We start from the raw sequence: 14,835 nt of genomic DNA on the forward strand, positions 1-14,835 counted from the left end.
AACTTTGCAGACTGAAAGAAAAAACATAATTATAAAAAATGTATAGAACAAATACTTGTGGTGAGCTTCGTCTCGCCAATGCCGGCCAACAAGTGACACTGGCCGGATGGGTTCAGCGCACACGTAAAATGGGCGGTATGACCTTTGTTGACCTGCGCGACCGTTATGGTATCACTCAGCTGGTCTTCGACGAGTCAAAGGATGCTGACCTATGCGATCGTGCCAACAAGTTGGGTCGTGAATTTTGTATTCAGATTAAGGGACTGGTGAGCGAACGCCAATCAAAGAACCCCAAGATGCCTACAGGTGATGTGGAGATTCTTGTTTCTGAGCTGAACATCCTCAGCGAGAGTCTAACCCCGCCATTCACCATTGAAGACCAGACTGATGGCGGCGATGATATCCGCATGAAGTATCGCTATCTGGACTTGCGCCGTCAGGCCGTGCGCAAGAATCTGGAACTGCGCCATAAGATGACCATCTTGATTCGCAACTTCCTTGATTCGCTTAACTTCATTGAGGTTGAGACACCTATCCTCATTGGTTCAACTCCAGAGGGCGCACGCGACTTCGTGGTGCCCAGCCGCATGAATCCCGGACAGTTCTATGCACTGCCCCAGAGCCCGCAGACATTGAAGCAGCTACTCATGGTCAGTGGCTTTGATCGTTATTTCCAAATTGCCAAGTGTTTCCGTGATGAAGACTTGCGCGCAGACCGTCAGCCCGAGTTCACACAGATTGACTGTGAAATGTCTTTCGTTGATCAGGAAGACGTGCTTGAGGTCTTCGAGAACCTGGCTCGCCATCTGTTCAAGGAGATTCGCGGCATTGAACTGCCACCTCTTCAGCGCATGACGTGGCACGAGGCTATGCGCCGTTTCGGTTCTGATAAGCCAGACCTCCGTTTTGGTATGGAGTTTGTTGAACTGATGGACGTGCTGAAGGGTACAGGCACATTCCCAGTGTTCAACGAGGCTAACTACATTGGAGGTATCTGTGTGCCTGGTGCAGCCGACTATACACGAAAGCAGTTGGATCAGTTGACCGACTTTGTAAAGCGTCCTCAGGTGGGTGCCAAAGGCTTGGTTTACGTGAAGTTTAATGCCGATGGCACAGTGAAGAGCTCAATTGATAAGTTCTATGAGCCAGAGGTATGGCAGAAGTTGAAAGAAGCTATGGGGGCCAAGGATGGTGATCTGGTGCTCATTCTCAGTGGCGACAACGCCAATAAGACCCGTGTTCAGTTGTGCACCTTGCGTTTGGAGATGGGCGACCGTCTTGGACTGCGCGACAAAGACAAGTTCGTATGTCTTTGGATTGTTGACTTCCCACTGTTTGAGTGGAGCGACGAGGAGCAGCGTCTCATGGCCACACACCATCCCTTCACGCTTCCCAATCCTGACGATATACCCTTGCTTGATACCGACCCTGCTAAAGTGCGTGCCGTGGCCTACGACTTTGTGTGCAACGGCGTAGAGGTAGGCGGTGGTTCACTGCGTATCCACGATGGTAAGTTGCAGGAGAAGATGTTCCAGATTCTGGGCTTTACTCCCGAGCGTGCTATGGCGCAGTTCGGCTTCTTGATCAATGCCTTCAAATATGGTGCTCCCCCTCATGCGGGTCTTGCCTTCGGTCTTGATCGCTTTGTCAGCCTAATGGCAGGTCTCGATAGTATTCGCGACTGTATCGCATTCCCCAAGAACAATTCAGGTCGCGATGTTATGCTCGATGCTCCTGGCGAACTTGACCCTAAGCAGTTGGAGGAACTGAACCTGAAAGTTGATATTCAGGAAAAGGAATAAGTAGAAATAGTTTTATTATCAATAAGTTGAAAGGCGCAGATGACAAAAAATCTGCGTCTTTCTTGATATTGGTCAAGAAAGTTTAAATCAATATTAAAATCTGCTAAATATAGTAGAGTGACTTTAAGAAATAATAGTATTTTTGCATCAGAATTGAATAGAATTCAATATCAATAGTATTAATTTTTAAGTATTATGGCAGAAAAGAAAGCTACAACTAAGAAGGCTGCTACTGAGACAAAAGTTGCTGCAGCCAAGAAAGCTACCACGACCAAGAAAACTACGACCAAGAAGGCTACTGTTGCAGTAAATGCAGAGAACATCGGTTTCAAGGCAGGTGATGTCTATCAGGCACTCGCTGCTGCAGAAAAAGCTCTCTCTGTAAGTGAGATTGCAAAGGCTGCAAAAATTTCGGAAGAAGAGACCCTGCTGGGTCTTGGCTGGCTCTTCAAAGAGGGCAAGCTGCAGAATGCAGATGAGAACAAAGTTGTTCTGGCTTAATTCAGACAGAACAATAACTAATAAAGCAATAACCAATAGCCACTATGGATATTGGTTATTGTTTTGTGTGTAGATATGAGTTACGATCAACAGATATTGCATATTCTATCGGAAGTGGGAGAACGGGGTATCAGCGTCTCGTTGCTTGCCAAGCATGTGTATAACATGAGTTCAACGCTCTTCTCCCAGCCTGACTTACAGGAGGTACACCAGTACGTGCAGCAATACTTGTTGAGAAATTCTAAATCGCCCCAGTCGTTGATAGAGAGCACAGGCCGTAGGGGGTATTACAGGTTGAACACGCAGAACAACGCAGATGCTCGTCAGTTGATGCTGGATTTTGCCGAAGAAACACCTGCGATAGAAGAACAAGAAGACGAGAAACCCAGTCAGGATCTCTCGCTTAGCTTGTTTGACTTTTGAAAAACATCCTGATATAGTTGCAGCAATTGTTCTGCCGTCTTTTTCCATGAGAACAGTTGCGCACGTTTCAGTCCAATCTCTTTTTGTTGCTGGTAGTAGGCATCGTCGGTTTCCAGTTTGATGAGCTTGTCGGCAATTTCGTCGGTCTTTTCAGGGTTCACCAGAATGGCATTAGGCCCCCCAATCTCAGGCATCGACGACGTATTGCTGGTGATGACAGGTGTACCGCAAGCCATTGCTTCGAGAAGCGGAATGCCAAAGCTTTCGCGGAGTGAGGTGTAGAGAAAGGCAAAAGCGTTATTATATATAGATGGTAGGTCGGCGTTTGGAATATAGCCCGGCATCATGATTTTCTCACGAATATTCTCAATGTGGTTGCGCGTGATGATACCATCAAGGTAATCTCTATCCAGGTCAGCCATCAGCAAAGGCCGTTTCACATCTGATCGTTCCAGATATTTTGAGTAGGCTACCAGTGTACGCTCCGTGTTCTTCTTGGGGTCGGTGTTGCCGAGAAAAAATAAGAAGCCCTTTTCCAATCCCCCTATTGGTGGCGGGGAACTAAGTGGTTTGAACCATTCGTTGTAGCCGTTGTATATCATTGCCATCCGTTCCTCTTCGATATTGAGTTTACGGATGATGTTGTCTTTCTCAAAGTTCGAGACGGTGATGATACGCTGACATTTGTCAAGGATGTGCGGCACTACCAATCTCCGATACATCCACCCCATGTTCTGGTAGAGCGACTTGTTGCTCTTGTCGCGAGGTTCCAGAAATATGATGTCGTGAAGTGTCAGCACCAAAGGAACATCACATAAAATAGGTGCAGTATTGCTGGTGCAGTGGAGCAAATCAATTTGTGCTTTCTTGGCAGCGCGGGGCAGTGCCACCTGTTCCCAAAGCGGGTAGGAGGGCATGTTGATTTCAACGATGTGAACATTTGTTGAGTCTTCTATGCAACGGTCGGGACCAGGCTTCACGAAAACGAAATACTCGTTCTCGTGATCCATCTGCTGCAGTTGCAGAATCTCCTGCAGCACCACATAGTCCATGCCGTGCTTGTTTTTGCGAAAGATGCGCTGTGCTTCGATGCCTATTCTCATAACGACTTGATGATTTTAGCTGGAACACCACCGACCAGTGACTTTTCTGGCACATCCTGTGTGACCACGGCACCAGCTGCCACCACGGCATGTCTTCCAATGGTAACGCCAGGCAGTATGACAGCATTGGCACCAATCCACACGTCGTCGCCAATGACTATGGGCTTGGTTGTGATGCCCTGTTCGTCGATGCGCTTGGTTGTGTCGGTAAAGTTATGATTCAGTGCGGTCACCGTGATGCCTTGTGCCAAGTTCACATGGTCGCCAATGGTTACTGGGCCTATAATCGTATTGTGAAGCCCAATACGAGTATGCTTGCCAATAATCACGTCGCCTACAGCATTGTTGATGCACGAGAACGACTCGATAACGCTATGATGACCCAGTGAGAAACAACGGTATGGAGGCGTGTCCATACGTACGCTGAGGTAGATCTTGGACCCTCTGCCCCGATGCTGGTAAAACGGTGCCAGCATGCGGATATACCATCGTGGCCGGGCATCACGCTGATTCATAATCAGCCAGTCCAACAGTCGCTTTATCTTGGGATTTCCTTTTAGCTGCGTTCTCAGTGATTCTTTGTCCATAGCGTTATTCATTTATCAAGTTTTGCCATTGTGCAGCAATCGCTTTGATGTCGAATCTGCATGCAATAGCCATTGCCTCTTTTGATTTCTGGCTCCAGTCAATCGCAGTAGCCTGTTGCAGACAGCGTGCCAAATCAGCGACATCACCATTCTTAAAGTAAAGTCCGAAGCCATCCATGATTTCTTTGCTCACATTCAAGTCTGACGATACAATAGGCAGACCATGTGCCATTGCTTCTATCAAAACTAAAGGAAGCCCCTCCCAGCGTGAACTTAGTACATAGACCTGCGCTTCGGAATAATACGTCTGAATATGATCTGTGAATGGATGTATGGTGATTCTGTCTTCTAAATGGTTTTGAGCAATCAGACTTCTGTATGATTGCTCCTCGTCACCTTCGCCCACAATGTCGAGCGTCCACTCGCTGTTTTTCTTTGCAAACAGGGCAAAAGCCTGAATTAACAAGTCGAATCCCTTGTGCAGTGGCGAGAAACGTCCCACGGCTAGGAACTTCTTGGATGTCCCCTTTGAAGGTTCTCCAGGAATGAGCGTCAATGGGTTGTAGATAACCTTCGTGGGGATATGATATGCCTTTGCGTCATGTTGACAGAGCACCACCGTCTCATCAAGCTTGTATAGTTGCCATTCATAATGCTTTCTTAGTTCCGGGCCAAGATAGCGAGAAGCCTCTCCAAATAGCGCCTCATACGAATTGTGTATCCATCCAATCAATTTCGTACCATTCAATTGCTTCCTGCATGCTGCCAAGCGCACGGCCAATGGCGCATGCACCCCTATGATGACATCATAATGTCCCTGCTGCAGCTCCTTTGCCAGAGCTTTCCTCTTCTCTGCAGGAAAAGAACTGTGAGCATAAAGCGCAGAGGTGAATTTGTTTTGTGGCAGGAACTTACGATACAAATAGCTATATGCCTTGCAGAGCGGTAGCTTCCATTGTGGCGTGTCTGGATAAGCAAAATGATGAATGGTCAACATGTCATCCTTCCTGATCAGTGGAGGCTGGTCAAGTGTCACAATGGTCACGTCAAAGTCTTTTGCCAATTCCTCAGCAATTACCCTTGTCACTCGTTGCACGCCGCCAACAGTGAATATCGAGTCTACTAAAAAGCAGATATGTTTCATATTCGTTCGCAAAAATACAAAAAATAATTGATGGTTTCAAATAAAATCCGTATATTTGCACAATAATCGGTAATCATTCGATGAATAATAAAAGAAAGTTAGCATTCCTTTGCAATAATATGAGGTCACTTAACGGAGTGGAACGTGTTCTCTCCCAACGACTAAGCCTTCTGGCAGAAGATGCTAATTATGAGGTTTACTTGATTACGTGCAATCAGTATGGTGCCCCTTTTTCTTTTTCGATTTCCGAAAAAGTACATCATATTGACTTGTCAACAAGATTTCTTCTTCGTTGTTCTTATCGAGGAATATATCAGTACATAGATCGTTTTTTCAGTAAAAGAAAGTATATTAAAGCCATTCGCCAATGTCTGGAATCCCTTTCGCCAGACGTCATTACATGCGTTGATATGCACCTTGCTGACTTGAAAGCGGTGTTATCTATTAACACAAATGCCGTTAAGGTGGTTGAATGTCATGGTGGGCTTTCTGCTTATGTTGCTGATTTGGAGAAAATAAGAAATTCATATAAGCGTAAGAAAGAACGAATTGTAAAAGATAAACTGATCCGTTCTATTCGTAAATTCGACAAGGTCATTGTCATGTCGGAGGCCGAAAGAGCAGAATGGAAGATGGATGATAAGGTGGTATATATTCCGAATATGCTACCTTCTTATCCTGCAGACGAAAAAGATGCTTCTGCAACATATCATCGCGTGATTAGTGTGGGGCGATATGCCTATCAGAAAGGGTATGACATGCTGCTCGAATCGTGGCGTATGGTAGAAAAACAACATCCCGAATGGACCTTGCATATCTACGGAAGCCATGATGGCGATGCAGGTGATTTCGAGCAGTTGCAGTCTATGATAGACAGGTTGCGTATAAAGAATGCCTTCCTTCATCATGCAACTGCAGATGTGTATGCTTGTTATAAGAAGAGTGATTTTTATGTGATGTCATCGCGCTTCGAGTCTTTCGGATTAGTTTTGATAGAGGCGATGTCCTGTGGGTTACCTGTTGTTTCCTTCGATTGCAAGTATGGTCCTAAATCTATTATCAAGGATGGAAAAACGGGAATTCTTGTGCCTCAAGATGATACCGAAAGTTTAGCTGCGGCTATGTGTAAAATGATTGACGAGACAAAGGAACGTAAGCGAATGTCTATCAATGCTCGAGATGAGGCTGCACACTATCTTCCTGATTGCATCATGCCTCTTTGGCATGCCTTCTACCAATCTCTTTGAAAAGCAAATCCCACAGCTCTATGACACTCTCAAGTGAGAAACGTTGACTGCTTGAGGCAGCCTTTTGTCCTAACTCTGCTCTTAGCGCTTCATTTTCGATAAGACGACAAATGCCATTGGCCAATTCCTCGGTGTTTCCATTTTCGCATAAGATACCATCAACTCCAGAGTGAATAAGGTCTTTCGGTCCGCATGGACAAGAGAATGCTACCGAAGGAAGGCCTGTTGCCATTGCTTCCATCAGTACCAGGGGCAGACCTTCAAAACGCGAGCTAAGAACAAAGATTGAACTGTTCAGGTATTTCTCCTGAATCATATTAACTGGGCCGTTGCATTTGACAACAGCTTGAAGTCCCAGTGCATCGGCCTGTTGTTGATACAGCTCTTTGTCTCCTCCGCCGTAAATATCCAATTTCCAGTCTGGATGTTTCTCGTGCACCATCTTCCATGCGGCAATCAGCAGGTCGAATCCTTTCTGATAGGTGTATCTTCCAACAGCAATAGCCGTTTTCTGTGTATAGTCAGGCGTCCCCACACTTTGAATGGTTATGGGATTAGGAATCACCAGAAGGTTGTGGAGTCCTTTCCAATTTGAAGCGTCTTCTTGGGTCAGTACGACGAAACGGTCAAGTCGCTTCACCTTTTTATCCAGTTGTGCCATCCACCTGTTGGTAATCATTCGGTTGGCGAAGGCTGGCAGAAATCCAAAGTTGGCTTCCCTGTACTTATAGCGTCCAAAATGAATCTCGCCCACTTTTGCACTGCCATCCTTTAGGTCGCACAAGAAATTGATTTCTCTGCGCAGCAGTGAGATGGTGATATCCGGTTGCAATCTGTTGAGCACCAACTCCAGTCTGTGCTTGTATTCCTTCATTTTTTTGCGGTAGAGGTATAAGCGTTTCCAAATGGGGTACTGCCACAGATTGTCGATATTGATATCCAACTGAATGATGTTGACTTTCTCCGATAAGGGGAAATAGGGTTTTGTGCCTTTGTCGTCAGTAATAATGATATTAACATCGTAGCCCAGTCGCTCTGCCAATTCATTTGCTTTGGTTGTCAACACCCGTTCCATACCACCAGAGTGGTCAAGTGATGGGATGCAGTATGCTAGACGTAAGTTTTTGGAGTTTCTCTCTTGGTGATAAATAGCATCCACAACTCGTTTCATCTGGTTCTCCCACGACAGATGCTCAATGGAGGTTCTGATGTCTTGTGGCGAGACGGATAGATGGCGGTAGAAATCAATCAGCGCTTCTATGTCGATTGCGCTTTCGTCGGCAGGCATTTTCAGTACGTATGGTCGCTTGTCGAAATCCGTATCTGTTTCTGAATAGACAAACGGAATACCTCGTGCTGCATACTCGCGATTCTTCAGGGTTTTGATGTCGTCGATGCCCACGCGGTGGCGCCCCAGACTACCAATGCCAAAGTCGCACATGTCGAACACCTCGTCCAATTCTGCTCCATGCTTTTTGCCATGAAGGATGACGTAAGGCTCCAAATGGTTGTCCTGAATAAGCTGCGTGATCTCTTCCTTTTCAATTGGTGAAAAGAAATAGCCCACAAGGTGAAAGTAAACCTTAACTTTACGGGGTGTAAAGTAGTAGTTTGCTAACCCTTTGAGCACTCTGTCGAATCCGTGCCAGCGATGTATCTCGGCCACACCAATCATGTGTATCTCATCGTCGGGATGAATGGCTTTATGTTTGAGTCTTACGGATTTAAAATCTATGCCATTGGAAATCTTGACAGTCTGTTGCCCGAAGATGAAGTCCTCTTCAGCAAATGTCACGATGGCATCCAGTTTCTTGGCAAACTGATGTCTGAATAGCTTGTCTTGAATCAGTTGGCGACGCATCGACTTGTTGAAGTATTCCTGGTCGTAGGGGTAGGTAGGAATCTCCATCACGACCCTCATGCCGGCTTTCTTCATGCGCTTCACCATGCGGATGGTAAAAGGGTTGGCATTATGATTAGAACGGATATACACGAACTCAATGCCCTCTTTAACGGCATAGTCCACAATGGAGTCAAACTCAATGCGTTTCAGTATCTTTCCCTTGATGCCATTGCCATAGTCCACGATGACTTGATTGTCCACTATACGGCATTTGTGGTCAGTCTCGTCCATATAGCAGAGGTGTGCCTCGTGCCCATTGGCCCTGAAGGCTTCCAACTGATAGGTGATCTTCTTGCTGATACCGTTGTTGGGGTCAAATCCGTGGAATATGAGGAAAAGAACCTTCATCTTAGATTAGTTTTTTCTTCTTGGCAACAAACTTCAGTGCAGCAACAGAGCATGCAGGTGGCAATGCACCAATCAGCCAGAACCCGAGATTAGCCATTCGGTTAGTCTTAAACTTAAGTATCTCGCAGAGTCCAATAGGATGCCTCATAGCATCACGAATAGCCTTGTCAGTCAGTCGAGGCGTTATCTTGTCTCTATTCTTGAGCGCACCACAGATGATATAGAACATGTAGATCATCACCTTGGCACATCGTGTCTCGTAATAAGGCTTATCTTTGAGCTCTTTCACCTGATTTTTGATGTATGAGTATATTTTAATGTATTGCTCTATCTCTGCCAGTTTAATCTCTTTTCTCAGTTGGAAATTAGACAAGGAACCAGGCCTCAAGACATAGAAGTAAGTCTCGTCGGGCAACAAAACTGCTCTCTCTATCAGGGGTTGCATGTCTGTTTCAAATAGAATGTCGTCGGCAAAACGCGTCTCGTGGAATCTAAGATGGTGCTGTTTGATAAAGTCTGTTCTTAAAAGCACGTTCCAAATAAAATTGTAGAGGGTGGCATGCAGATTCTGATTGGCGTAGCTCGCCAAGAGATCTTTGCCGAGAAGCGTCTTAAAAGGAAGTTTCATGTCGCCCTGACTGAAGTTCGATGAGCGTCCTTCTTCATCTACCGACTCCACAGAACCATAAACAGCCTCAGCTTCATATTTCTCGGCTGCTTCATACATCTTCTCCACAGCATCCTCTGCCAGATAGTCATCGGAGTCAACCAGCAGGAGGTACTTACCCTGAGCTTCGTCCAGAATTCTGTTTCTTGCAGCCCAACAGCCCATGTTTTGTGGTTGTGTAAGAATTCGTATTGTGGATCCTTTGGGATGAGATGCTTGTAGTTCACGGACAATATCCATAGATCTGTCAGGTCCAAGATCGTCAACAACCAATATCTCTGTCTCTCCCTCAAAGCTTTGGTTAAGCACAGAAAGAATGCATTTCCTGATGTATTTCTCTACGCCATAGACAGGCATTCCGATTGTGACTTTGTATTCTTTTTCCATTATTGAAACTTATTTTGGGCGAAATTACAAAAAGTTAGCGACAACTCCAAATTATTATGAATTATTTTATATCTTATCATTAAGTCTGTCTTACGTTTATCAAAATTACACTATTTTTCTTGTCGTTAATACGTTTTTTTTGTATTTTTGCGAAGTAAAAAATGGAATGACTATGGCAAATTGGTACAGTAGATACATGACCATTTATGACAAACCATTCAGTGAGGTGTCCAAAGATGTCGTTGAAGACATTCGTCTGCATCTGCGCTCCTTACAGAGTGATACGCCATTAGTGAGCATTGTTGTTATAGCACATAATGAGGAACGGCGCATACCAGCATGCTTGTGGTCGTTGAGTCATTTGCAGTCTGAATATCCACTGGAGATTATTGGAGTAAATAATAATTCTGAGGATGGAACGGAGGATGTCCTTAAGTCCTTAGGTGTTCCTTATTTTAATGAATCAAAACAAAGTCCTGGTTTTGCTCGCAGGTGTGGATTGGAACATTCTCGAGGAAAATATCATTTCTTTATTGATGCTGATACACTCTATCCGTCATGCTATGTTGATAAGATGATGGAGGTGCTAACGAAACCTGATGTCTCTTGTGTTGGCACTTTTTGGAGCTTTTATCCCGATGAGAATCACTCTGCGTGGAGCTTGTTCTGGTTTGAGTTCATGCGCGATACCTTTCTTTGGTTACAGCACTTCAAGCGCCCAGAGCTATGTATCCGCGGTATGACCTTTGCTTTCCGTGCCGACTATGCGCGCCAAGTGCAGATACGCACAGATATTCGTCGTGGCGAGGATGGCTCATTGGCTTTGTCGCTGAAGCCATTCGGTAGGATTGCTTTCCTTTATAATCGCAAAGTGCGCCCTATGACGGGATATGGTACACTTGGCAAACAGTCAGTCTTTAAGAGCTTTGTAGAGCATGCTCGCTATCAGTTGAAGGGCATTACCCGCATCTTCCACAAGACTGATCACTACGAAGATTCCGAAGATAATTTGGTAAAGTAGCGCCAAACGAACTGTTTGGGGCCTCCAAACGATGTGTTTGAAGCCTCCAAACCTATGGTTTGCTGATACTATAGTTGCTCTTTTCTTTTTGCCGACCTAGGTCGGCAAATGAAAAAGTAACGCTTTTGGGAGAGAAAAGTATAGCTTTTCACTTGTTATAGTAACGCTTTTCAATGAGAAAAGCATCCTTATTCCAATGGCATATCGAACTGATAGCACCAGTTTCCCTTAGCATCGCGCAGGTTTCCGCGAGGTCCATGCTGATTGCCACTCTTCATATAGTCACCATTCACGGCATAACGGACATGACAACCAGCGGGCGATTCCGAGCAATGGATCTTGATGGTGTTACCTTCAAGAATGATGTTTTGGGCAATATCCTGATTCTTCTGATTGATAACGCTGAAACCATAAAGGTTAACCTTGCGAACCTGTGTGGTGTCGAGTGTCAAGGGAGGTGTGGGAACGTTGAGCTCTATCGTGACATTGTTATCCTCAAAAGAGGTCTTTACTGGGATGAGGCCACGGAAGCGCTCGCTACCTTTCATGATGCCTAGTGCCGTTTGTGCGGCAAGCATGCCCATGCTTTGCTGACCCTTGGCATCGATATGTATTTTCTCGTTGACACAACTGTAGGGATAGGTCGGGCCGCTTGCCCAGAAACGAGGATTGTTTTGCAAGAGATTGACGAAAGTTTGTGGCACCTCAGTCTCCCTGCATTCGTATGCTTCGGGCTTGAAGTCAACGGCTCTGCCTAGTGAATTAGCTTGGTAACAGATGAAAGGGATGCTATCTTTCTGGTGAGTAATCTGGAGAATATCGTCATTCATGTCCTTCCATATCTGCGTCAGCATGTCGTGATAGTTGGTGCTGGGATAGTCAACAATGTCTGATTCGCCCTGCATCCAGCAGATGGCAGGAACGACAAAGTCCCATCCTCGCTCCTGCGCCGTCTCATAAGCCGTTTGGACATTCTCGATAAATCGCTGATAGGGCTGTGTGCCTTTACTCAGGTTGGCAATGGCTGTGGCACCTTGTCCGCCAGGGAAGATGCAAACCAGGGTGTCCTCTCCAAACTGATCGGCTAACACTTCTGCCATTTTATAGAGAGAAAGCTCGTAGGCACGCTTTTGATAACCAATAGTTTTTTTGAACCATTGTTTCTTAGGGTCGTTGTCGAAATAGCCGAATTTATGATCAAGATTCTCCGTGACAATTCGTCCATTGGCATAGGCTGCCAAAGAATCGAAATCCGTCATACGTTCTGCCTCTTCGCCTAATGCCAGGCTCTGTCCATAGACGGGAATGCAAACCACCGTCTTATGCTCGAAGTTCTCCTGGCAGGCGGTAAACAGAAGGATTGTAAAAAGCAGTATATACGCAGTCAGTTGTTTCATGTATAAAGATGACATCTTGTTCAGTTTGCAAAGTTACAAAACTTTTTAGAATAAGATTATTGATAGAATAAAAATGTTATAATGTGTATGCGTTTCCCAACGCTTAAAGGTGTTGTTGCACCATTTTTAAGCAAAGAAAGTGTTTTTATAAAAAAAATAGTAACTAATTACATGAAAAGATGTATATTTGCAGAAGAAAAATGTTTCTAAAAGGTATGACGTAACATTGTATATGTGTTTGTAGTTATTAGGAAATGAAATAGTGGCGATGAAGGTATTTATGGTTCATGAGGATCCTTGGAATGCAGGGAATCCGTATATATACACTCTGATAGAAGGAATTCAAAAATCTCATCCGGATTGTAGTATGGGCTGGGGTAGAGATAACTTTTGGAGCGATGAGATCCTTTCGTATGATATCGTTCATTTTCATTGGCCTCAGACATTTATGGGAAAGGATCCTCATACAGAGGCAGATCTTCTGCATCATATTGAGAAAATGAAATCTTCAGGTGTTAAGATTGTGGCTACATGTCATGATTTAGAACCTCATTATGACCAGTTTACCGACAAGGCGGAGTCAATGAAGATTGTTTATTCTAACTGTGACGCAATCTTCCATCTTGGTAACTATAGTAAAACACTTTTTGAGGTGAAGTATCCTAATGCTGCCCATTATCTATTGCCTCATCACCTCTACGATACTGTTTATACCCATTTTCCAACAAGGGAAGAATCTCTCAAAAAGTTAGATTTGCCAGAAGATCGTACTTACATTTTGTGTTTTGGTACTTTTCGAGCCCAGCAAGAGAGAAACTTAATTCTCACTCTTAGTAAACAACTTGCAGATAAGAGAATTGTTATATTAGCCCCAAGTTTTATGAATATTTGGTGGCATTCTTTCCGATTGCTTCATAAACGTTTCTTGAAATGGTATTATAAGTGTCGCTTTCATATCTATTGTACGGGTAGTACGTGGCGTGCTGTTAGTGATGAGAATCTTCCTTACTATTATGGTGTTGCTGATATTGTTTTTATACCGAGGTTGAAGATTCTTAATTCTGGAAATGCCTTAATGCCGATGCTTTTTGGTAAAGTGGTAGTGGGACCTGATTGTGGAAATGTTGGCCCTTTGTTACACCAGTGGCATTATCCAGTGTTCTCTGTTAATGATTTGAAGAATGTCGAAAAGTGCGTAAAGGAGGCATTCTTGCTTTCAAAGACGGGAATGGGAGTTCAAAATAGAAAAGGGCAACTTTGCGAGTATTCAACTCAGGCTATAGCAGGAAAACTATATGATGCATATACTCAAATCGCATCATCAGCCTCTGGTTCTTCTATATCTCAAATATAGATTATTGGGAAGGTAGCTGATAAGAATCTTACCAATCATGCTGAATCCGCAAAGGTTGTAGTGACGATTTAAAACAGATTTGTTCTTCTTGATGAAATTGATAATGTTGTTGATGCGTTTATCAGAATAATATTCAGGAAAGAGTGCAACTTTGCCCAATAGTTCGTTATAATACATGATAACATGTACAGTACTCCAGTGTTTGATGGCATCTGACTCGTTTCTGACAGAATCTTGAGTGACTTTCACTCTTTGAATACGATTATCAATATACTGGCTAATGTTCTTTTTGAAGTAATCACGTGCTAACGAGTTTTCTCGATGGGTATATACATACAAAGGGTCATCAACAATAACCGTTGTTTGGGCTCTGATGAATGCACGTATGTTGAAGATGAAATCCTCATCAGTGTGTAGGCCTGGATCATTTTTGATGTGATGCTCATTCAGCATCTGGCGCTTGTAGAGTTTTGTCCAGCATTGGGAGTAGATCTTGTCTTTCGAGAAGAAGTGGATAAGACCTTCTTCGTGATTAAGAACATATATTTGGTTGGTGCTATTGAGATGAGAGATATTTCCTTGTTCGTCTATCTGCATGTAATTGCAGCAAACGATGTCGGCATCGTGCTCATAACCAGCACTTGTCATTTTCTGAAGCATCAATGGCTCCATCTTGTCGTCACTATCCGTAAGCGCAATATAGTTGCCCTGAGCAAGTTGGAGTCCCTCATTTTTGGCAGTAGCTGGTCCAGAGTTTTTAATGTGGATGGTTGTGATGTTGTCATATTCTTCTGCATATTTGTCACAGATACATGGTGATGAGTCTGTAGAACCATCATCAACAAGTATTATCTCCAAAGAGACACCTGTTTGTGCGAGAACACTGTCGATGCAGGCAGGTAAATACTTCTCGGTATTATATACAGGTATAATAACACTTACATCCATTAC

Annotated in this window: 13 protein-coding genes and 1 pseudogene; 6 read left to right on the top strand and 8 right to left on the bottom strand. The window is 44.3% G+C overall.

The features are described 5' to 3' along the window. Positions 1 to 38: 38 nt before the first annotated feature. The 3 genes from aspS to L6472_RS04685 all read left to right on the top strand — a co-directional run bounded on the left by aspS (position 39) and on the right by L6472_RS04685 (position 2,726). On the top strand, positions 39 to 1,802 hold the full coding sequence (gene aspS, locus L6472_RS04675) for an aspartate--tRNA ligase (RefSeq protein ID WP_237807475.1): 1,764 nt from the start codon (positions 39 to 41) through the stop codon (positions 1,800 to 1,802). 195 nt (positions 1,803 to 1,997) lie between these two features. Continuing rightward, complete coding sequence (locus L6472_RS04680) at positions 1,998 to 2,303, top strand: winged helix-turn-helix domain-containing protein (protein ID WP_237807476.1); 306 nt, start codon at positions 1,998 to 2,000, stop codon at positions 2,301 to 2,303. A 75-nt stretch (positions 2,304 to 2,378) separates the two neighbouring features. Then, positions 2,379 to 2,726 (top strand): hypothetical protein, encoded by a 348-nt coding sequence (locus L6472_RS04685; RefSeq protein WP_237807477.1) that lies wholly within the window; start codon positions 2,379 to 2,381, stop codon positions 2,724 to 2,726. Here L6472_RS04685 and L6472_RS04690 read toward each other — a convergent pair. Genes L6472_RS04690 through L6472_RS04700 form a run of 3 tightly spaced genes read right to left on the bottom strand, consistent with a single transcriptional unit; the run spans position 2,693 to position 5,560 of the window. Then, positions 2,693 to 3,829, bottom strand: a complete 1,137-nt coding sequence (locus tag L6472_RS04690) for a glycosyltransferase family 1 protein (protein WP_237807478.1) — start codon at positions 3,827 to 3,829, stop codon at positions 2,693 to 2,695. The two genes, L6472_RS04685 and L6472_RS04690, sit on opposite strands and share 34 nt — an antisense overlap. After that, complete coding sequence (locus tag L6472_RS04695) at positions 3,826 to 4,416, bottom strand: DapH/DapD/GlmU-related protein (protein WP_237807479.1); 591 nt, start codon at positions 4,414 to 4,416, stop codon at positions 3,826 to 3,828. The genes L6472_RS04690 and L6472_RS04695 overlap by 4 nt, the downstream gene beginning before the upstream one ends. Before the next feature lie 4 nt (positions 4,417 to 4,420). Then, positions 4,421 to 5,560, bottom strand: a complete 1,140-nt coding sequence (locus L6472_RS04700) for a glycosyltransferase (RefSeq protein ID WP_237807480.1) — start codon at positions 5,558 to 5,560, stop codon at positions 4,421 to 4,423. 80 nt (positions 5,561 to 5,640) lie between these two features. On the opposite strand from L6472_RS04700, the gene L6472_RS04705 reads away from it, so the two are divergent. Continuing rightward, complete coding sequence (locus tag L6472_RS04705) at positions 5,641 to 6,807, top strand: glycosyltransferase family 4 protein (RefSeq protein WP_237807481.1); 1,167 nt, start codon at positions 5,641 to 5,643, stop codon at positions 6,805 to 6,807. Here the strand turns inward: L6472_RS04705 and L6472_RS13620 are convergent. From L6472_RS13620 to L6472_RS04720, 3 genes and pseudogenes are all read right to left on the bottom strand, one after another. Then, entirely contained in the window at positions 6,770 to 7,978 is a 1,209-nt protein-coding gene (locus L6472_RS13620) for a glycosyltransferase family 4 protein (protein WP_370640908.1), read from the bottom strand. The genes L6472_RS04705 and L6472_RS13620 overlap by 38 nt on opposite strands. Then, positions 7,955 to 9,058, bottom strand: a pseudogene (locus tag L6472_RS04715) (glycosyltransferase family 1 protein); the annotation flags it as partial. The pseudogene L6472_RS04715 and the gene L6472_RS13620, both read right to left, overlap by 24 nt. Before the next feature lies 1 nt (position 9,059). Then, the gene (locus L6472_RS04720) at positions 9,060 to 10,112 is read right to left on the bottom strand and encodes a glycosyltransferase family 2 protein (RefSeq protein WP_237807482.1); all 1,053 of its coding nucleotides are present in this window, start codon (positions 10,110 to 10,112) and stop codon (positions 9,060 to 9,062) included. A gap of 172 nt (positions 10,113 to 10,284) precedes the next feature. On the opposite strand from L6472_RS04720, the gene L6472_RS04725 reads away from it, so the two are divergent. Next, the gene (locus L6472_RS04725) at positions 10,285 to 11,133 is read left to right on the top strand and encodes a glycosyltransferase family 2 protein (protein WP_237807483.1); all 849 of its coding nucleotides are present in this window, start codon (positions 10,285 to 10,287) and stop codon (positions 11,131 to 11,133) included. 188 nt (positions 11,134 to 11,321) lie between these two features. Here the strand turns inward: L6472_RS04725 and L6472_RS04730 are convergent, their stop codons facing one another. Continuing rightward, complete coding sequence (locus tag L6472_RS04730; protein ID WP_237807484.1) at positions 11,322 to 12,545, bottom strand: sialate O-acetylesterase; 1,224 nt, start codon at positions 12,543 to 12,545, stop codon at positions 11,322 to 11,324. A gap of 253 nt (positions 12,546 to 12,798) precedes the next feature. Here L6472_RS04730 and L6472_RS04735 point away from each other — a divergent pair, with 253 nt between their 5' ends. Beyond that, positions 12,799 to 13,884, top strand: a complete 1,086-nt coding sequence (locus L6472_RS04735; protein WP_237807485.1) for a hypothetical protein — start codon at positions 12,799 to 12,801, stop codon at positions 13,882 to 13,884. Here L6472_RS04735 and L6472_RS04740 read toward each other — a convergent pair. Next, positions 13,852 to 14,832 carry a glycosyltransferase gene (locus L6472_RS04740; protein WP_237807487.1) on the bottom strand — a complete coding sequence of 327 codons (981 nt, stop codon included), beginning with the start codon at positions 14,830 to 14,832 and terminating at the stop codon, positions 13,852 to 13,854. The genes L6472_RS04735 and L6472_RS04740 overlap by 33 nt on opposite strands. Positions 14,833 to 14,835 lie beyond the last annotated feature (3 nt).

The organism is Prevotella sp. E13-17, from assembly GCF_022024035.1.
Taxonomy (GTDB): domain Bacteria; phylum Bacteroidota; class Bacteroidia; order Bacteroidales; family Bacteroidaceae; genus Prevotella.